Raw genomic sequence first — 16,827 nt, 5'->3', positions numbered from 1 at the left:
CGGTGAGCAGATCGGCCTTGTCTTTTGTCCTGACGCTACCCGAAACGTTAACAGTACGTGAACCAATTCGCAGCTGCGTTAACGCGGCCCGGGAGGAAAAACCCAGGCCAAAAAAGAAGGCGTTCATCAGATATCCCCGGTCCATTCAGCCGCCACCGAGCTATCGCTTTCCCGCGCCAGATAGGCAAGCCGAAGATCGTCGGCCCGATCAGGCGCCAGCCGCCGCAGCGCCCAGATCGCCGCGCCACGCACGATGGATTCCTCGGCATCCAGCCGCGCCTCGACCAGGGGGATCAGGCTTTCATCCGCCGAATTGCCGATGGCGATCAACACGTTACGCAGGAACCGCGCCAGCCCGATCCGCTTGATGGGCGAGCCAGAAAACAAGGCCCGGAACCCGGCATCATCAAGCTGCACCAGATCGGCCAGAGCCGGCCGTTCCAGCTCCTCTCGCGCCCGCAACTTGGCCTCGCGACTGACAGAGGCGAATTTGTTCCAGGGACAGACCGCCAGGCAATCATCGCAGCCATAGATGCGGTTGCCCATCGGCGCCCGAAAGACCAATGGAATCTGGTCCTTATGCTCCACCGTCAGGTAGGCGAGGCATTTGCGCGCATCGAGCTGGAAGGGCGCCGGAAAGGCATTGGTGGGGCAGATATCGAGGCACCGCGTGCAGGAGCCGCAGCTTTCCTCATGCTTGATATCCCCGGGCAGGTCGGCCGAGGTTAGAATAGCGCCCAGAAACAGCCAGGAGCCGAATTCGCGGCTCACTAATACGGTGTGCTTGCCCTGCCAGCCGAGCCCTGCCGCCTCGGCCAGCGGTTTTTCCATCAGCGGCGCGGTATCGACGAAGACTTTCACCTCGGCCCCGGAGCGGCGCGCGAGCAGCCCCGCCATATCCTTGAGCTTGCCCTTGATGATCTCGTGATAGTCGCGATTGCGGGCATAGACCGAGATGGTGCCGAGCGACTTTTCGCCCAGAATGGCCAGCGGATCGCTCTCCGGCCCATAATTAATGCCGAGCACAATGACCGACCTGGCCTCGGGCCACATGCCCGTGGGACTCCCCCGGCGCGCCGCGGTTTCTTCCATCCAGTCCATATCGCCATGCCAGCCCGCCGCCAGCGCGGCATTGAGCTTTTCCGGCAGGTCCGGCCGCGCATCGGCCGGCGCAATGCCAAAGCTGTCAAAGCCAAGCGCATGGGCACGGTCGCGCAGTTCGGCGACGAGCTTTTCAGGACTGGGTTGGGCGCTGCTCAATGAGACCTCATGGTGAGCCTGTCGAACCACGAGGTCGGGTCCGCCGATCTCGCCACGACCTCGTGGTTCGACAGGCTCACCATGAGGTCTACTGTACAGCCCTAGAAATCAAGGTCCGCATAGCCCTTTTGCGGTGGCATGGCGACGACGCGGTCGTTGAGCAGCGTGCGGAAGGCGGGGCGGGATTTGATGCGGGAATACCAGTCGCGGGTTTCGCCGGCCTTGCCCCAGTCGATATCGCCCAGATAATCGAGGGTGGACAGATGCGCCGCCAGGGCGAAATCGGCCAGGGTCAGCGTGTCGCCGGCCAGCCAGGAGCGGTTGGCGAAGAGCCAGTTGAAATAGAGCATATGCTCGTTGAGATTGGCCTTGGCCACGCGCAACACGGCCGGGTCGGGCGTGGCGCCGCGCTGGTCGCGCTTGACGATCTTTTCTTCGAGCACATAGCGGGTGACTTCGTCACTGAGCTTGGAAATGACCCATTCGAGCAGCCGCCACATTTCGGCGCGCTGCCCCGGTTCGGCCGGGATCAGGCCCTCGACCGAGGTCGGGGTATAGAGGTCTTCCACCGTGTGGATGGTCGCCAGCACACCAACAATGGGCTGGTCGCCATCGCCGATCAGGATGGGCAGGGTGGCAGCCGGGTTGATCTCCAGCAGCTCCGGCTCGCGCAGCCAGGGCTTGATCTCCTCCATGTCCAGCGGCACGCCATATTCGGCGCACATCAGGCGGATAAGCCGCGAGGACGGATCGAGGGGATGATGGATGAGGCTCGGCATCTGGACGCTCGTCTCTTTTTGAGGCCGCTGCTTGGCTGGTTTGGCGAACAGCGCTAGAGCTTGCCAGCATTACAGGCCCGATGACTGAATTAGGGGATCAAATGAACGCCGATCAAGGTCTTTTTGTGCCGCTGATCCTTGGAATTCTCGAAGGCCTTACCGAATTCCTGCCCGTCAGCTCCACCGGCCACCTGCTGCTGGCCGGCCATTTCTTCGGGCTGACCCAGCCGGCGACCTTCATCGTGCTCATCCAGCTCGGGGCGATCCTGGCCGTCATCACGGTCTATTTCGCCAAGCTCGGCATGCTGATCCGCGATGCGCTGACCGGCAAGGCCTATGCCTGGCAGTTTGCGCTGGCCGTCGTGCTGGCCTGCCTACCGGCGGTGGTGGCCGGGGTGCTGCTGCGCGAATATATCCAGGGCGACCTGTGGGAATCGGCGGCGCTGATCTGCTGGACGCTGCTGATCGGCGGGGTGATCCTGCTCATCGTCGACCGGCTGAAGCTGACGCCGAAATATGACGATATCTACCACTTTCCCTGGCATCTGGCGCTTGTTATCGGCCTGTTCCAGATGCTGAGCTTGGTGCCCGGCGTGTCGCGTTCGGGCTCGACCGTGGTGGGTGGCATGCTGTTCGGCGCGTCCAAGCGGGCGGCGGCGGAATTCACCTTCTTCATCGCCCTGCCGATCATGATCGGCGCCTTCGGCTACGACCTCTACAAGAGCCGCGAGCTGATCGACACCAGCCTCGCCCTCAATGTCGGCATCGGCTTTGCCGCCGCCTTCATCGTCGGCGCGCTGGTGGTAAGGTATCTGCTCGGCTTCGTCAGCAAATACGGCTTTGCGCCCTTCGCCTGGTGGCGAATTGCCGTGGGTGCCGCGGGACTGGTCGCGATCTACGCTTTCGGCCGGTAGTAGCGGGCTACGTGACTCTCCCACCCACGATCGTTCCCGCGGACTTGATCCGCGGGTCACTCTCAACACGGCACAAGCGGCGAGAGACCCGCGGACCAAGTCCGCGGGAAGCGCCGGTGGATGGGGAAATCGGAGGAACGATCCGAGCCTTCGCTACTGTTCCAGCGGCTTGTAGGTAGCCGGGATGGAGAAGAAGGCGCGGGGAATGTCCACGTTCTTTTCCACATCATAGAGCGAGAAGGTCAGCTCGGCCCCGCTGGGCTCGACCAGGCTCCACTGCGCCAGTTCCAGTGTATCGGTATCGAAGATCAGCGACACCTGCACGGTGCCGGCCACTGTCTCGTCGATCACGGTGATGGACATATAGCCGTCCGAAGAGGTCACATCGACCACATTGGCATTGAGCAGGTTGATCTGGTCGCCGAGGAACTGCCGCAGCGGGATCGAGTCCTGCGGATAGGCGTAATAGGTCTCGTCGCGCCGGTTCAGCACATAGAAGCCACGGCCGATGGAGACGATTTCCTCGCGGCTGGGCGGAGCATAGCGGAAGGCGATCTTGTCGGGGCGCTCGAGGAAGAAGGTGCCCTCGGTGCGGCCGCCATTGGTGTCGATCTGCAGGAACCGGCCGACCATGGAGCGAATGGCCGAATTATGCGTGCCGATATCGGCGATGAGCTGCTGTTCCTCGGGGGTGAGGGCCCGGTCGAGCGCGAGAGCGGGAACGCTCAAGGCAAAGGCGGCGGAAAGGCCGAGCAGCAAGGCATCGCGGCGAATCATGGAAAAGTCCCTGGCTGACTGTTGTGTCTCTAGGCTAGCCTAGAAAGCAATTACGGCAACAGGTGGTTCCGTCAGCCATCACCAATTCCGGCCTGCACGAGGAGAAGAAAATGAAACGCATGACGCTGGCAGGCATGCTGCTGATGCTGGGCACTGTCGCGGCAGTGGCGGCGCTGCCGCCACAATATCAGCGACAGGCCGAGTTGCAGGCGGTGATCGTGGAGGCCACCGAGCAATTCGGTATCGGCCATCTGATCGAATCCATCGTCATGACGGGTGCCGATAGCTATGAGGTCACCGGCGATGGCTGTCGCATGACATTGACCATCGAAGATGCGCCGCAGGACAAGGCCGCGGAGCCCATGGTGGGGCCGCGCCAATTCACGGTCAAACCCGGCCCGCTGAGCTGCAACTAGACCCGACTCAGCCTTCGCCGCGCGCCTTCTTGCCGCGGGCGATTTCGGTGGCCAGCGCGTCGAGGCGGACCGGCCAGAACACCCGGAAACGCTCCAGCCAGTCGTCGATATCGCGCAAAGGCGTGGCGTCGAGCGCATAGAGCCGGCGCGTGCCTTCGGGCCGCACCTGGGCAAAGCCGGCGTCGCGCAAGACCTTCAGATGCTGGCTGACGCCGGCTTGGGAAATGCCGAATTCAGCCGATATGACTTCCACCACCTCGCCGGAGCTGTGTTCACGCTCGGCGAGGAGTTCGAGAATGCGGCGGCGGACGGGATCGCCCAGGACGTCAAAGGCGTGCATCAGTTTTCCGGGGCGGCCTCGCCTGTATAGAATTTTATCGTGGTTTCGGCCGCTTCCAGTGCATGCGCGCGGTCCGCGCCGGCAGCGATATCGGCCTTACCCCAGCCGTCGCCGGTGGTACGCACGAGAGTCTTGTATTCCTCGGTGCCATACCATTCGGCAGCCGCTTCGGGGGGCATTTCGAAGCTCGGATCGGCCAGATAGCGCGCCAGGCCCATGAAGCTCAGATCCCAGCCAATGCCAACGGCGCCGGGGCCAAACTGGTCCCAATGCGGGCTGATATGGGCGATGTGTTCGAGTTCGAGCCGCGTGCCATCCGCCTCGCGGGTGAGCTTGAGATTGACCCAGGAGGTGGCCCCGGCAAATTCCCAGGTCAGGGCGACCTTCTTCTGCGGCTCGCATTCGAGCACGGTGCCGCTGGCATTGCCCTCGATGTGATAGCGGCCGCCAAGTTTCAGATCGCCACTAACCGGAGCGAACCAACGCTTGACGCGCTCGGGCTGGGTCAAAGCATCCCACAGGTCGGCGGGCGTGGTATCATAGACGCGGGAAGCGAAAACGGCCTTGGCGGGCTGGCCGTCTTTTTCCAGGTTATGCACTTCGCGGGTCATAGCGCCCAGATGGGCAACGAGGTCAAAGGCCATGGGGAGCTCCTTATTTCAGTTTGCACTTATATAAGCGCGAACTGAAATAGAGTCGAGTCTTTGTTGCTCTCCGCAACCCCGATGTCATCCCGGCCTTGAGCCGGGACCCATCTCGAGATCAAGCCACCGCCGCAAGGTGGATCATCCGACCATAGGAGAAGCGGCAACACCTCAGGATGGATCCCGGCTCGAGGCCGGGATGACATCGCGTGTGTTGGATCTGCAGAAAGCCTCAATACCCGTCGGCGTTATTGCCCACCAGGATCTCGCGCTTGCCGGCATGGTTGGCCTGCGAAATCACGCCTTCGCGCTCCATGCGCTCGATCAGGGTCGCGGCCTTGTTGTAGCCGACGCCCAGGCGCCGCTGCACATAGGACGTGGAAGCCTTCTTATCGGACAGCACGATATGGACGGCCTTGTCGTAGAGTTCGTCGCCCGAGCCGCCATTGGAGGTTTCCCCGAACGCTTCCTCGCCGAAGCTGCCGCCTTCCTCGTCTTCCTCGGTGATGGAATCGAGATAGTCCGGCGCGCCCTGGCTCTTGAGGTGGTTGACCACGGCCTCGACTTCGCTGTCGGCCACGAAGGGGCCGTGCAGGCGCTTGGTGCGACCGCCCGAGGCCATATAGAGCATGTCGCCATTGCCCAGCAATTGCTCGGCGCCCTGCTCGCCCAGAATGGTGCGCGAGTCGATCTTGGACGTCACCATAAAGGAAATACGGGTCGGGAAGTTGGCCTTGATCGTGCCGGTGATAACGTCGACCGAGGGGCGCTGGGTGGCGGTGATGATATGGATGCCGGCGGCGCGGGCCATCTGGGCCAGGCGCTGGATGGCGCCTTCGATATCCTTGCCGGCCACCATCATCAGGTCGGCCATTTCGTCGACGATGACGACGATATAGGGCAGCGGCTCGAGATCGAATTCCTCGCTCTCGAAGATGGCCTCGCCGGTTTCGCGGTCGAAGCCGGTCTGCACCGTGCGGGTGATGACCTCGCCCTTGGCCTTGGATTCGGAGACGCGCTGGTTGAAGCCGTCGATATTGCGGACGCCGATCTTGCTCATCTTGCGATAGCGATCTTCCATCTCGCGCACGGCCCATTTGAGTGCCACCACCGCCTTGTTGGGGTCGGTAACGACGGGCGTCAGCAAGTGGGGGATGCCGTCATAGATGCTCAGTTCGAGCATCTTGGGGTCGATCATGATCATGCGGCACTGCTCTGGCGTCATCTGGTAGAGCAGGCTGAGGATGAAGGTGTTGATGCCCACCGACTTGCCCGAGCCGGTGGTGCCGGCGATGAGCAGGTGGGGCATGCGCGCCAGGTCGGCGATGACAGGTTCGCCGCCAATGGTCTTGCCCAGGCAGATGGGCAGCTTGCCCTTCATCTTCTCGAAGTCGGAAGAGGCCAGCATTTCGCGGAAATAGACGGTCTCGCGGTTCTGGTTCGGCAGTTCGATGCCGATGGCATTGCGGCCGGGCACGACAGCGACGCGGGCGGAGATGGCACTCATCGAGCGGGCGATGTCGTCGGCCAGCGAGATGACGCGAGAGGACTTGATGCCGGGGGCCGGCTCGAGTTCGAACAGGGTCACGACCGGACCGGGGCGGACATTGATGATGTCGCCCTTGACGCCGAAATCTTCCAGCACGCCTTCGAGCTGGCGGGCCATTTCTTCCAGCCGCTCGGGCGCGTGTTCGGGCGACTGGCCCTTGTGCTTGGGCTCGGCCAACAGGCTCAGCGGCGGCAGTTCGAACCCGCCGGGCTCGTCGAGGAAGCTGGCCTGGGCCTCGCGCATCATGCGCTGGCCGGGGACCGGACGCGGGGCCGGCGCGGTGACGCGCGGCTTGGCCGGATCGACCGGGTGGAAGCGCGAATCGCCGCGCTGCTGGTGGCCAGCAACGGGCGCCGACGGCAGGTCGGGCACGAAGGGCATGTCGTCCTCGGCCTCGTCGGGGTAGTCGAGCTCGGTATCGTCATAGCTGGGACGCGCATTGATGCGCGGCGAGATTTCGGGCTCGAAAGCCGGCTCGGAGTCAAAGCTCCGCTCTGTGCCGAAGCTGCGCTCGGCGGGCGCATGGATGCGGCGCGGCGCGATGGAGGGCTCGCGGCGTTCGCCTGATGGCGCGTGGCCATCCAGGCTCGGCTCGACCTCGTCATCACGCCAGGACGCAGCTTCGGCGGCGCGACGCTCGGCATGGCTGGCGCGGGCACGGCGGAAGGCGGTGCGCAAGGAATAGCCGGTATGGACCAGCGCGCCGAGCACGATATCGACGACGGGATTGGTTTCGGGTTCGTCCTCATCGGCCGGAGCGGCGCCCTTGCGGCCAGCGACCGGCGCGACCTTGCGCGGGCCGGTGGGGCGGGCAGTGCCCAGGCCCATGGCGATCCAGAAGGCGGCCAGAGCCGGAATAGCGATGATGATGGCAAAGAGCGTCGCGGTCACGGCCTGCGGGGCTTCGCCGGTGACCAGAGCGGCCAGCAAGGTGAAGCCATTGCCGACCAGCCCGCCCAGTCCTGTTGGCAAAGGCCAGGTGGCGGGCATGGCGATGAAGGACAGGACACCGGCGATCAGCACGGTGGCGCCGATCCAGGCCAGACTGCGCAGGCCCATATGGGTCGGCATGTGGCGGCGGACAAAGGCCCAGCCCCAGAGCGCCGGCGGCACCAGCAGCGCCAGTGCAGCCAGCCCGAAGACCTGGAACAGGCCATCGGCTATGGCAGCGCCGGGAAAGCCCAGCCAGTTGGCCGGCGTTTTTGCCGTGGCATAGGAGAAGCTCGGATCGTCCACCGACCAGGAGGCCATTGCCACGAGGCAGATGGCCACCAGCCCCAGCAGCACCAGGCCAACCAGCCGCACCGGAATGCGAATCGCCAGCGCCGGAGGCGGCACCGGGGCGCGCTTCGTGCTGCCGCCACGCGAACGTTGCGGCAGGGAGCGGATTTCGTCGAGCACGGGCGAGGGAGAACTGGGCATGGGCGAACTCAATACTGCCCGGAACTGACCGGGCCCACTATGCCGCCAGATTAGCCAGATCGGGTTAACCCAAGGCTAACCATGGGAATTCGGCACCGCCACGGCAAAGAAAAAGGCCCGCCTCGGAAAGGCGGGCCTGCATTCATCTCGAATTGATCGTGGGGTGCGGCCCGTGCAGTTTTGCGAGTGGGAAGCCTCCGGGCGGGCCAAGAGGGCACGAGCCGCACGCTACGATCAACTGTTCCGGTGGCGGCGAACCGCCACCGGAGAATTCGGTCTAGTTGTAGGCGCGTTCGCCGTGGCTCGAGAGATCGAGGCCGTCGGTTTCGGCCGATTCGGAGACGCGGGCGCCGCCGAAGATGGCCTTGACGATGAGCATGGCGATGAAGGCGACCACGGCCGACCAGATGATGGCCACACCGACGGCAAGCACCTGGATGACCAGTTGGCCACCCATGGAATAGCCCTCAGCGCCAAAGCCGCCCAGGCTCGGATCGGCGACGATGCCGGTGCCGATGGCGCCGACAATGCCGCCAATGCCGTGAATGCCGAACACGTCGAGGCTATCGTCGTATTTCAGCATGGGCTTGAGCGTGACCACGGCCCACAGGCAGACGAAACCAGCCACGGCGCCGAGCACGATGGCGCCGAACGTGCCGGAGAAACCGGCAGCCGGGGTGATCGCGACGAGGCCCGCAACGGCGCCGGAGAAGAAGCCCAGCGCCGAGGCATGGCCGCGGGTAATCTTTTCGCCCAGGGCCCAGGCAATGGCGCCGGCGGCCGGCGCCGTGATGGTGTTGAGGAAGGCCTGGGCGGCGGTGCCGTTGGCGGCCAGGGCCGAGCCGGCATTGAAGCCGAACCAGCCGACCCAGAGGAGGCTCGCGCCGATGAACACGAAGACCAGGTTATGCGGCGCGATCGGCTCCCTCATGTAACCCAGGCGCGGGCCCAGCACGATGGCGGCAACCAGGGCGGCGACGCCCGAATTGATGTGCACCACGGTGCCGCCGGCAAAGTCGAGTGCGCCCATGTTGAAGAAGAGGCCAGCCCCCGACCACACCATGTGGGCGATCGGCAGATAGGAGAAGGTGAACCAGATGGCCAGGAACGCCATGACCGCGCCGAACTTCATGCGCTCGGCAATGCCGCCGATGATGAGGGTCGAGGTGATGCAGGCAAAGGTCAGCTGGAAGCAGATGAACACCAGTTCGGGCAAAGTGCCGGAAACCGAATCAGGTGTCGTGGCGGTGAGGAAGAAGTTGGAGAAGTCGCCGATAAAGGCGGACAACCCTCCTTCGGTCGGGCCGGCAAAGGCCAGCGAATAGCCATAGGCCACCCAGAGCAGGGCGATCAGCGCGAAGCCACCGAATACCTGGGTGAGAACCGAGAGGATATTCTTGGCGCGGACCAGGCCGCCATAGAACAGGGCCAGGCCGGGAATCGTCATCAGGATGACGATGATGGTGGATACGAACATCCAGGCGGTGTCGCCGGTATCGATGGTGGCGACAACTTCCTCGACTACTTCGGCGGCAGGCGCGGCAGCGTCCTGGGCAAATGCCGGCAGGGCCAGCAGCAGGGAGGCGAATGCGGCGCTCCCCAAAATCTTTGACGTCTTCATCTGTTTTTCTCCCGATGACGCTTAGAGGGCAGCCGCGCCGGTCTCACCGGTGCGAATCCGGGTGACGGCGAGCAGATCGAGCACGAAAATCTTGCCGTCGCCGATGCGGCCGGTCTGGGCACTGTCGCGGATGGCCGAACTGACGGGATCGGCGAGGTCGTCGTCGACGGCGATCTCGACCTTGAGCTTGGGCAGGAAGTGGACGGCGTATTCCGTGCCGCGATAAATCTCGGAATGCCCCTTCTGGCGGCCATAACCCTTCACCTCGGTCACGGTCATGCCGTGAACATCGAGCGAGTTGAGAGCCTGGCGAACCTCTTCGAGGCGTGATGGCTTGATAATTGCGATCACCAGTTTCATGTGAGCCCCTTTGCGCTTGGCGCTGTCTGGAATGCCAAACTAGACTCAAGAGCCGTGCCAACTTGCCAGTCGGGGAAAAGTGCTCGCAGATTCAACGGCCTAACGATTCGGCCCGCCGGAGGCTCTACGTAGCGCCACAAAAACGCACACTATTTGTGCAGGTTGAAATGGCGTTGTCCGAAATTTAGGCAGCGCCCGCGGCGATCGGCGCGCTTGCGCGAAAGGACGGCAGGGCCACAATGGGGCCAAGGAGACCGGGATGAGCGAACAGAGCTTTGACGTGCTGATCGTGGGCGGCGGGCCGGTGGGCCTGACGCTGGCTTTGGCGCTGGTGCAATCGGCCAGCGGCATTCGCGTCGGGCTGGTGGATCGGCGGCCGCTTTCGGTGCCGCGCGACGCCCGCGCCTCGGCCATCGCTGCCGGCGTGCGCCGGGTGTTCGAGGCCCTGGGCGTGTGGCCTGTCATGGCGGAAGCATCCCAGACGATCACTGCCATGCGCATCACCGATTCCGGCCAGGGCGACATTTCCCGGCCGCTCTTCCTCACCTTCGATGGCGATATCGCTCCCGGCGAGGCTTTTGCCCATATGGTGCCCAACAGCGTCAGCGGGCAGGTGCTGCTCGATGCCGTCAATGACAGGATTTCGGTCATCGCCCCCGCCGTTGTCACCGGCTACAGCGCCGAAGGCGACGCGGCCCGGCTGGTGCTGGAGGATGGACGCACACTCACCGCGCCGCTGCTGGTGGCGGCCGATGGCGGGCAGTCGGCTTTGCGCGGCATGGCCGGCATCGACATCATCGCGCATGATTATCGGCAGACCGGGCTGGTCACCACGATCGGCCATGAATTGCCGCATGACGGGGTGGCCTACGAGCATTTCCGCCCCACCGGCCCCTTTGCCAGCCTGCCCTTGCCCGGCAATCGTTCGTCACTGGTCTGGACCGAAAGCAGCGAGACGGCGCCAAGGTTCCTGGCCATGGAGCAAGCGGCGCTGGCAAGCGAGATCGAAGCGGTGATGGGCTCCACGCTGGGTGCCGTCACGGTCGAGGAAAAGCTGATGGGCTTTCCGCTGCGCCTGCAGATCGCCCGCGACTTCGTGGCGCCGCGGCTGGCGCTGGTGGGCGACGCTGCCCATGTGGTCCACCCCATTGCCGGCCAGGGCCTCAATCTGGGCCTCAAGGACGTCGCGGCGCTGGCCGAAGTGGTCATCGAGGCGATCCGCCTCGGGCTCGACCATGGCAGCGACGACGTGCTGGGCCGCTACCAGAGCTGGCGCCGGCTCGACACGGCAAGCATGGCGGCCATGACCGACGGGCTCAATCGCCTATTCTCCAACGATGTCGCCCCGGTGCGGGCCTTGCGCGATTTCGGCCTCGGCCTAGTGGACCGCGCCGGCCCGATCAAATCGGCGCTGATCCGCACCGCCTCGGGCGTCGCGCCCAGCGGTCCACGCCTGCTCAGCGGATTGCCGATCTGAAATGGTCCGCTTCGACTCCAGCGCGATCTGGCGGGCGGAGTATGACGCGGACGAGCGCCTGCTGCATCTGTGGTTCAGCGGCGACGACAAGCCCTACGGCTATCGCGACGTGCCCGAGGACGTGTTCGACGCACTCTGCGCCGCGGAATCGCAGGGACGCTATTTCGCAGCCCATATCCGCGACCGCTACGAGGTGGTGCCGCCGCCCTAGCCATCGCCCTTCAGTTCAGGCAGCTCCCGCAGAGCCTCCGGCTCGACGCTGCGGGCTTCGTCGAGGCTCAGCAGAGGCACGCCGTTGACGATGGGGAAGGCCAGCCGTGCGGCGATGGAGATAAGCTCGGTTTTGTCGGCCGAGAGGGTCAGGCGCGTCTTGGTCAGCGGGCAGACCAGCATTTCGAGCGTCTTCACATCGAAGACATGGCGCGGATTGATGGCCGGGGCCTGAACCATGCCGAAACGCTCAGTTCAGCGGCGCGGCGCCGCCGCTGCCGCCGCGGGCGATTTCGTATTCGGTCATGGCGATCAGCGTTTCGGCGCGCTGTTCCAGCGTGCCCGCTTCGAGCAGCACCTGCTTTTCTGCCGGGCCGTAGGGGCCGACCATGCAGCAGAAATTGACCAGGTCCGCCGTGCCGGTACGCTCGATCTCGTCCCAGTTGAGCTCGATGCTGGCGAATTCGGCATAGTCGCGCATCATCCGCACGAACCGTTCGCGGTCCACCGCGTCCTCGCCGAAATCACGGGTGAAATCGGTCGAAAAATCCTCGGCCGCGATGACGCCCTGGCGATAGGGCGTCATGACCGTCAGTTCATGGGCGAGGCGGAAGCGCGTGACGCCTTCGAGGATGATGAAATAGCGGCCCTCGCCGCTTTCCTCGAAATGGGTCAGTCGGCCCAGGCAGCCGATGGCTTGCAGGGGACTCCTGCCCTTGGGGCTTTCCTCGCTGGTATCCTCGGGCTGGATCAGCCCGACCAGCCGGTCGCCGCGCAAGGCCGCATCCACCATTTCGATATAGCGCGGCTCGAAGATATTGAGCGGGCGATGCGAGAAGGGCAGGAGCAGCGCCCCGCTCAACGGAAAGAGCGGGACGGATTTGGGCAGGTCGGCCGGCGAGGCGGGGCGCTTGGGCATATCGGCCTCTTACGAGAACAGTGCCGCCGACAGCAGACGGCGGCCTTTGGTGGTCGCGGCATCCTTCGGCCCCCAGGCCTCGAAGAATTCCAGCAGCTTCTTGCGGGCGCCGTCCTCATTCCAGGTGCGGTCGCGCTTGAAGATGGCGACCAGCGCCTCGGCCGCCTCGAGGCGCTTGCCTTCGGCATTGAGGGCCAGAGCCAGATCGTAGCGGGCCTGGTGATCGTCGGGATTGGTGGCGACGGCGGCTTCGAGCGCAGCGGTTTCGCTCAGATTGGCGGCTTCGCCGAGTAGGCGGATGGAATTGGCGAGGCTCGTATAGGCATCGCCCTTGCGCTCGGCCTCGGGCACCATGTCGAGCGTAGCCTTGGCCTGTTCGGTCTCGCCCGCGGCCAGATACACCTTGGTGAGCCCGATCAGCGAAGCGGCATGATCGGGCTGATGCTGCAGCACCATGCCGAAGATCTGCGCGGCGCGGCCGAGATCGCCGGCCGTGAAAGCCTCCTCGGCGGCAGCGACCGCTTCGGTGATCTGGGCTTCCATCGAGCCTTCGGCGGGCTGGGGTGCCGGCGCGCCGGCGATCACCTTTTCGGCAAAGCGGCGCACTTCGCCCTCGGGCATGGCGCCCATGAAGCCATCGACAGGGCGACCGCCGGCAAAGGCGAAGACCGCCGGAATGGATTGCACGCCGAGCTGGCCGGCGATCTGCGGATGCTCGTCGATATTGATCTTGACCAGCTTGATGGCGCCGGCCTTTTCATTGATCACCTTTTCCAGCGTCGGGGTGAGCTGCCGGCAGGGGCCGCACCAGGGCGCCCAGAAATCGACCAGCACCGGCTGGTCGAGCGAGGCATCGATCACGTCGGCCTTGAAGGCGGCATCGGACGATTCGCGGATCAGGGCGCCGGCAGGCGGCGTGGACTGGGGGGCATCGGCGAGGCCGTTGAACGGAGCGGACATGGCGGAAACAAGGCCCTTGGACACAAGCAAACTGGGATATTCGCGGCTCTTCTTGCGCCCGCGAACGGTGATGTGACAACCCCCTCAATCCACAAGGCGACGACAAGATGACGATGCCACCAAAATGTGGGTTGCAATAGGCGTTTCGATTGGGCATATAGGCCCGCGTCGCCGGACTGCCAAGGCAGGACGACAACAAACGGAGCGCGGGTGTAGCTCAGGGGTAGAGCATAACCTTGCCAAGGTTAGGGTCGTGGGTTCGAATCCCATCGCCCGCTCCAAATTCCCAAGGTCGGCAAACCTTGGGAAACAAAGGGTCCTTCGGGGCCCTTTTTGTTTTTCGGATATTGATGCGATGGCGTGCCCGGACCCGTCATTGTCTGCGGGTCGCGGCAGGATGATCGCAGCGATCATCATTCGGCGTGATTGTGCTCGCACGGAGTCGGCCGCCGTGCAGCAGCAATAAACCGCATGGCGCTACCGACCGTAGTTGCGGGAACGACGCATGCCAGCCTTGGGCCGGTGCTGCACCGCCCCCGCACTTTCAATCCATCAGGACGACCTTGGTTTCCAGGAATTCGGCCATGCCGAAACGGCCATATTCGCGGCCATTGCCGGATTTCTTGTAGCCGCCGAACGGCGCCTGCAGGTTCTGCCCGGGATAGTTGACCGAGACCATGCCCGTGCGCAGCCGCCTTGCCACCGCCATGGCGGCGTCGCGATCGCGGCCTTGCACATAGCCAGCCAGGCCGAATTCGGAATCATTGGCGATCTCGATGGCCTCATCCACATCGCGATAGGTCTGAACGGCCAGGATCGGGCCGAACACTTCTTCATGCCCGATGGTCATGTCATTGGTGACGCGGCCGAATGCCGTGGGGCGGACGAAATAGCCGCGGTTGAACCCTTCGGGCTGCCCCGCGCCGCCACAGATGAGCTCGGCGCCTTCTCGGATCGCAGTGGCGATGAAGGTCTGGATACGCTGGTACTGGGCCGCGTTTGCCACCGGTCCCAGCACGGTCTCGGGGTCGGAGGGCAGGCCGATCGGCACCTTGGCGGCGCTGTCGCGAATGATCGCCGCGACCTCGTCATAGCGCTCCTCGGGGACCAGCATGCGCGATGGCGCATTGCAGGACTGGCCGGCATTGGTGCACATGGTCAGGAAGCCGCGCTTCACTACGGTGGCGAAATCGGCATCGGGCAGCAGGATATTGGCCGATTTGCCGCCCAGCTCCAGCGCGACGCGCTTGACGGTGGGCGCCGCATCCATGCTGACGGCAATGCCGGCCCGGGTCGAGCCGGTAAACGACATCATGTCTATACCGGCATGGCGGGACATGACGCTGCCGACGCCGGGGCCATCGCCATGCACCAGGTTGAAGACACCGGATGGTACGCCGGCCTCATCAAGGATTTCGGCCAGGATAATGGCGTTCAGCGGCGCTACTTCGCTGGGCTTGAAGACGATGGTGCAGCCCGTAGCCAGGGCGGGCGCCACCTTCACGGCGATCTGGTTCAGCGGCCAGTTCCAGGGCGTGATCAATCCAGCGATGCCAATGGGTTCATACAGCACCAGGCCATTGCCGACGCGCTCTTCGAAGGCATAGCTCTTGAGGGCCTCGATCGCGGCGAGGAAATGATCGCCACCGCGCGGCGCCTGGAGTGCACGCGACAGGGCGATCGGCGTGCCCATTTCGCGGGACAGGACTTCGGCGATTTCGTCCTGCCTGGTGCGATAAACCTCGACGATCCGCTCCAGCAGGGCCAGCCGCTCGGGCACGCTGGTCGCGGCATAGGCGGGGAAGGCGGCGCGGGCGGCTGCGACCGCCTTGTCCACATCCTCCGAATTGCCGGCGGGAACGCGCGCGAAGGCTTCGCCGCTGGATGGGTCGACGATGTCGATATGGCCCTTGCCCGCCGACATCTGCCATTGGCCGGCAATGTAATGCTGGTGCTCCCGCTCGGGTCTCATGATCTATCCCTTCAGCGCTATGGTGACGAGAAAGGCCCGCTCGACGCCCTCGGGCATATCCACCCGCAGGCGGATGAAATGGCCGAATTCGCGCAGGCGAAGGAAGGACAAGGCGTCGCCGGGCAGCAGGTCGAGCGTGCTGCCCTCGTCGCACCAGCGGATGCCATCGGGGGAAACCTGCACATGGGCCTTGCCCTGCTGGTCTCCATCATCAAGGCCGCGCGCAAAGAGCTGCGCCTCCAGGGCCCAGCCGGCTTCATAGGGTTCGCTGACGTCATCCAGCCGCCAGGCCTCTCCGCGTGTCAGGGTTGCGACGGTTGAAGTCAGCATCAGAAGTCTCCGGAAAGCAGGACGGAATCGACGAACAGGAAAGAGCGCTTGTCGCTGTCGGTTTCGACGAAGAAGCCGATATTGAGCATGCAATCGAGATTGGCCCACGGCTCCATGCGCATCACGCCCATGCCCGATACGTCGAATTCGCGGTCGTTGAACTGGAAGCTGGTGAAGCTCATGTCGCGCAGGTCGACGCCGACCTTGAGATATTGCCAGTTCATCTTGGTCGGCAATTCGTTGTAGCAGGTGTCCTGCCGGCCATCGGGCACATCCTCCCAGCCATGGGGGTAGAGATGCTGCAGCGAGCGCGTGCGGGCGGAGGAAGAGACGACATTGTCGTCGGCCGTCTGCTGCTTGAACTGCCAGGTATGCTTGAGCTCGCCATCGAGGCAGTTAAGGAAGCGCAGATGGGGCAGGCCACGATACTGCCGCGACTGCAGATCCATGAACATGCCGAAGGACCGCAGATCCTCGATGGAGAGCGTTGCTTCGGAAGGCTCCGGCTTTGCCGCGATATAGGCTTCGAGCTGGATACGGCCGAGCTTGCGGAAGGTCATCCGCTTGAGCGCCAGGTTCATGGCGCCCTTGATCGGCCGTGTGGCGATCTTCATGGCATAGGGGCCGCTCATCGCGCCATGCGAGCCGCTGTCCCAGCCCACGGCGGTGGACAGCATGGGCTGGTTCATCGGCCGGAACACCGGCAGCATCTTGGTGAGGGAATCCTCGTAATTGCCGATCAGGCCGATCCAGCCATTGAGCCCGGCGCTGAACGTGTCATGGACCAGGATGCGGCCCAGGGGATCGAACTTGTCCAGTTGGGGATCGGCGAAACGGTGGGGATAAGGCTGCATCGAAAACTCCTGATTGGCCGGAT

18 protein-coding genes and 1 tRNA gene are annotated in these 16,827 nt (G+C 64.1%); 5 read left to right on the top strand and 14 right to left on the bottom strand.

Annotated elements, in window-relative coordinates; all coding sequences use genetic code 11:
• Positions 1-126: 126 nt before the first annotated feature.
• Positions 127-1,260 (bottom strand): tRNA epoxyqueuosine(34) reductase QueG, encoded by a 1,134-nt coding sequence (gene queG / locus FPZ08_RS17935; protein ID WP_146291521.1) that lies wholly within the window; start codon positions 1,258-1,260, stop codon positions 127-129.
• 101 nt (positions 1,261-1,361) lie between these two features.
• Positions 1,362-2,039 (bottom strand): glutathione S-transferase family protein, encoded by a 678-nt coding sequence (locus FPZ08_RS17930; protein ID WP_146291519.1) that lies wholly within the window; start codon positions 2,037-2,039, stop codon positions 1,362-1,364.
• 101 nt (positions 2,040-2,140) lie between these two features.
• On the opposite strand from FPZ08_RS17930, the gene FPZ08_RS17925 reads away from it, so the two are divergent.
• The gene (locus tag FPZ08_RS17925) at positions 2,141-2,953 is read left to right on the top strand and encodes an undecaprenyl-diphosphate phosphatase (protein WP_146291517.1); all 813 of its coding nucleotides are present in this window, start codon (positions 2,141-2,143) and stop codon (positions 2,951-2,953) included.
• Positions 2,954-3,106: 153 nt separating this feature from the next.
• Here FPZ08_RS17925 and FPZ08_RS17920 read toward each other — a convergent pair whose 3' ends face one another.
• Positions 3,107-3,730: a LolA family protein gene (locus FPZ08_RS17920; RefSeq protein ID WP_146291515.1), complete on the bottom strand. Its 624-nt coding sequence runs from the start codon at positions 3,728-3,730 to the stop codon at positions 3,107-3,109.
• 110 nt (positions 3,731-3,840) lie between these two features.
• On the opposite strand from FPZ08_RS17920, the gene FPZ08_RS17915 reads away from it, so the two are divergent.
• On the top strand, positions 3,841-4,146 hold the full coding sequence (locus FPZ08_RS17915) for a hypothetical protein (RefSeq protein ID WP_146291513.1): 306 nt from the start codon (positions 3,841-3,843) through the stop codon (positions 4,144-4,146).
• 7 nt (positions 4,147-4,153) lie between these two features.
• Here the strand turns inward: FPZ08_RS17915 and FPZ08_RS17910 are convergent, their stop codons facing one another.
• The 5 genes from FPZ08_RS17910 to FPZ08_RS17890 form a co-directional block, all read right to left on the bottom strand.
• Positions 4,154-4,486, bottom strand: coding sequence for an ArsR/SmtB family transcription factor (locus FPZ08_RS17910; RefSeq protein WP_146291511.1), 333 nt, complete (start codon positions 4,484-4,486; stop codon positions 4,154-4,156).
• Positions 4,486-5,130 (bottom strand): SRPBCC family protein, encoded by a 645-nt coding sequence (locus FPZ08_RS17905; protein ID WP_146291509.1) that lies wholly within the window; start codon positions 5,128-5,130, stop codon positions 4,486-4,488. Before FPZ08_RS17905 ends, FPZ08_RS17910 begins: the two co-directional genes overlap by 1 nt.
• A 232-nt stretch (positions 5,131-5,362) precedes the next feature.
• The gene (locus FPZ08_RS17900) at positions 5,363-8,101 is read right to left on the bottom strand and encodes a DNA translocase FtsK (RefSeq protein WP_146291507.1); all 2,739 of its coding nucleotides are present in this window, start codon (positions 8,099-8,101) and stop codon (positions 5,363-5,365) included.
• A gap of 277 nt (positions 8,102-8,378) precedes the next feature.
• Positions 8,379-9,722 carry an ammonium transporter gene (locus FPZ08_RS17895; RefSeq protein ID WP_146291505.1) on the bottom strand — a complete coding sequence of 448 codons (1,344 nt, stop codon included), beginning with the start codon at positions 9,720-9,722 and terminating at the stop codon, positions 8,379-8,381.
• Positions 9,723-9,743: 21 nt separating this feature from the next.
• A complete protein-coding gene (locus FPZ08_RS17890; protein WP_146291503.1) occupies positions 9,744-10,082 on the bottom strand; it encodes a P-II family nitrogen regulator in 339 nt (112 codons plus the stop codon).
• Between the two features lie 259 nt (positions 10,083-10,341).
• On the opposite strand from FPZ08_RS17890, the gene FPZ08_RS17885 reads away from it, so the two are divergent.
• Together FPZ08_RS17885 and FPZ08_RS17880 are read left to right on the top strand one after the other, a co-directional pair.
• The gene (locus FPZ08_RS17885; RefSeq protein WP_146291501.1) at positions 10,342-11,559 is read left to right on the top strand and encodes an FAD-dependent monooxygenase; all 1,218 of its coding nucleotides are present in this window, start codon (positions 10,342-10,344) and stop codon (positions 11,557-11,559) included.
• A 1-nt stretch (position 11,560) separates the two neighbouring features.
• Positions 11,561-11,770 carry a KTSC domain-containing protein gene (locus tag FPZ08_RS17880; protein ID WP_146291499.1) on the top strand — a complete coding sequence of 70 codons (210 nt, stop codon included), beginning with the start codon at positions 11,561-11,563 and terminating at the stop codon, positions 11,768-11,770.
• On the opposite strand, the gene FPZ08_RS17875 is transcribed toward FPZ08_RS17880, so the two are convergent.
• The 3 genes from FPZ08_RS17875 to FPZ08_RS17865 are packed head-to-tail and all read right to left on the bottom strand — an operon-like array spanning position 11,767 to position 13,648.
• Complete coding sequence (locus FPZ08_RS17875) at positions 11,767-12,009, bottom strand: Trm112 family protein (RefSeq protein WP_146291497.1); 243 nt, start codon at positions 12,007-12,009, stop codon at positions 11,767-11,769. The genes FPZ08_RS17880 and FPZ08_RS17875 overlap by 4 nt on opposite strands.
• Positions 12,010-12,019: 10 nt before the next feature.
• Positions 12,020-12,688, bottom strand: coding sequence for an LON peptidase substrate-binding domain-containing protein (locus FPZ08_RS17870; RefSeq protein ID WP_146291495.1), 669 nt, complete (start codon positions 12,686-12,688; stop codon positions 12,020-12,022).
• Between the two features lie 9 nt (positions 12,689-12,697).
• Positions 12,698-13,648 carry a thioredoxin family protein gene (locus FPZ08_RS17865; protein ID WP_146291493.1) on the bottom strand — a complete coding sequence of 317 codons (951 nt, stop codon included), beginning with the start codon at positions 13,646-13,648 and terminating at the stop codon, positions 12,698-12,700.
• A gap of 206 nt (positions 13,649-13,854) precedes the next feature.
• On the opposite strand from FPZ08_RS17865, the gene FPZ08_RS17860 reads away from it, so the two are divergent.
• A tRNA-Gly gene (locus FPZ08_RS17860) sits at positions 13,855-13,929 on the top strand.
• Positions 13,930-14,192: 263 nt separating this feature from the next.
• Here the strand turns inward: FPZ08_RS17860 and FPZ08_RS17855 are convergent.
• Genes FPZ08_RS17855 through FPZ08_RS17845 form a run of 3 tightly spaced genes read right to left on the bottom strand, consistent with a single transcriptional unit; the run spans position 14,193 to position 16,804 of the window.
• The gene (locus FPZ08_RS17855; protein ID WP_146291491.1) at positions 14,193-15,620 is read right to left on the bottom strand and encodes an aldehyde dehydrogenase family protein; all 1,428 of its coding nucleotides are present in this window, start codon (positions 15,618-15,620) and stop codon (positions 14,193-14,195) included.
• A 3-nt stretch (positions 15,621-15,623) separates the two neighbouring features.
• The gene (locus FPZ08_RS17850; RefSeq protein WP_146291489.1) at positions 15,624-15,950 is read right to left on the bottom strand and encodes a hypothetical protein; all 327 of its coding nucleotides are present in this window, start codon (positions 15,948-15,950) and stop codon (positions 15,624-15,626) included.
• Positions 15,950-16,804, bottom strand: a complete 855-nt coding sequence (locus tag FPZ08_RS17845) for a DUF6772 family protein (RefSeq protein ID WP_146291487.1) — start codon at positions 16,802-16,804, stop codon at positions 15,950-15,952. The genes FPZ08_RS17850 and FPZ08_RS17845 overlap by 1 nt, the downstream gene beginning before the upstream one ends.
• Positions 16,805-16,827 lie beyond the last annotated feature (23 nt).

It is taken from the genome of Devosia ginsengisoli (assembly GCF_007859655.1).
GTDB lineage: Bacteria > Pseudomonadota > Alphaproteobacteria > Rhizobiales > Devosiaceae > Devosia > Devosia ginsengisoli.
The sequence above is the reverse complement of the archived record's forward strand: the minus strand, read 5'-3'. Positions and strand labels throughout refer to the sequence as shown.

Excerpts from the sequence above, each read along its gene's own strand:
- FPZ08_RS17930 (WP_146291519.1), bottom strand. The coding sequence starts at position 2,039 with ATGCCGAGCCTCATCCATCATCCCCTCGATCCGTCCTCGCGGCTTATC.
- FPZ08_RS17925 (WP_146291517.1), top strand. The coding sequence starts at position 2,141 with ATGAACGCCGATCAAGGTCTTTTTGTGCCGCTGATCCTTGGAATTCTC.
- FPZ08_RS17920 (WP_146291515.1), bottom strand. The coding sequence starts at position 3,730 with ATGATTCGCCGCGATGCCTTGCTGCTCGGCCTTTCCGCCGCCTTTGCC.
- FPZ08_RS17915 (WP_146291513.1), top strand. The coding sequence starts at position 3,841 with ATGAAACGCATGACGCTGGCAGGCATGCTGCTGATGCTGGGCACTGTC.
- FPZ08_RS17910 (WP_146291511.1), bottom strand. The coding sequence starts at position 4,486 with ATGCACGCCTTTGACGTCCTGGGCGATCCCGTCCGCCGCCGCATTCTC.
- FPZ08_RS17905 (WP_146291509.1), bottom strand. The coding sequence starts at position 5,130 with ATGGCCTTTGACCTCGTTGCCCATCTGGGCGCTATGACCCGCGAAGTG.
- FPZ08_RS17900 (WP_146291507.1), bottom strand. The coding sequence starts at position 8,101 with ATGCCCAGTTCTCCCTCGCCCGTGCTCGACGAAATCCGCTCCCTGCCG.
- FPZ08_RS17895 (WP_146291505.1), bottom strand. The coding sequence starts at position 9,722 with ATGAAGACGTCAAAGATTTTGGGGAGCGCCGCATTCGCCTCCCTGCTG.
- FPZ08_RS17890 (WP_146291503.1), bottom strand. The coding sequence starts at position 10,082 with ATGAAACTGGTGATCGCAATTATCAAGCCATCACGCCTCGAAGAGGTT.
- FPZ08_RS17885 (WP_146291501.1), top strand. The coding sequence starts at position 10,342 with ATGAGCGAACAGAGCTTTGACGTGCTGATCGTGGGCGGCGGGCCGGTG.
- FPZ08_RS17880 (WP_146291499.1), top strand. The coding sequence starts at position 11,561 with ATGGTCCGCTTCGACTCCAGCGCGATCTGGCGGGCGGAGTATGACGCG.
- FPZ08_RS17875 (WP_146291497.1), bottom strand. The coding sequence starts at position 12,009 with ATGGTTCAGGCCCCGGCCATCAATCCGCGCCATGTCTTCGATGTGAAG.
- FPZ08_RS17870 (WP_146291495.1), bottom strand. The coding sequence starts at position 12,688 with ATGCCCAAGCGCCCCGCCTCGCCGGCCGACCTGCCCAAATCCGTCCCG.
- FPZ08_RS17865 (WP_146291493.1), bottom strand. The coding sequence starts at position 13,648 with ATGTCCGCTCCGTTCAACGGCCTCGCCGATGCCCCCCAGTCCACGCCG.
- FPZ08_RS17855 (WP_146291491.1), bottom strand. The coding sequence starts at position 15,620 with ATGAGACCCGAGCGGGAGCACCAGCATTACATTGCCGGCCAATGGCAG.
- FPZ08_RS17850 (WP_146291489.1), bottom strand. The coding sequence starts at position 15,950 with ATGCTGACTTCAACCGTCGCAACCCTGACACGCGGAGAGGCCTGGCGG.
- FPZ08_RS17845 (WP_146291487.1), bottom strand. The coding sequence starts at position 16,804 with ATGCAGCCTTATCCCCACCGTTTCGCCGATCCCCAACTGGACAAGTTC.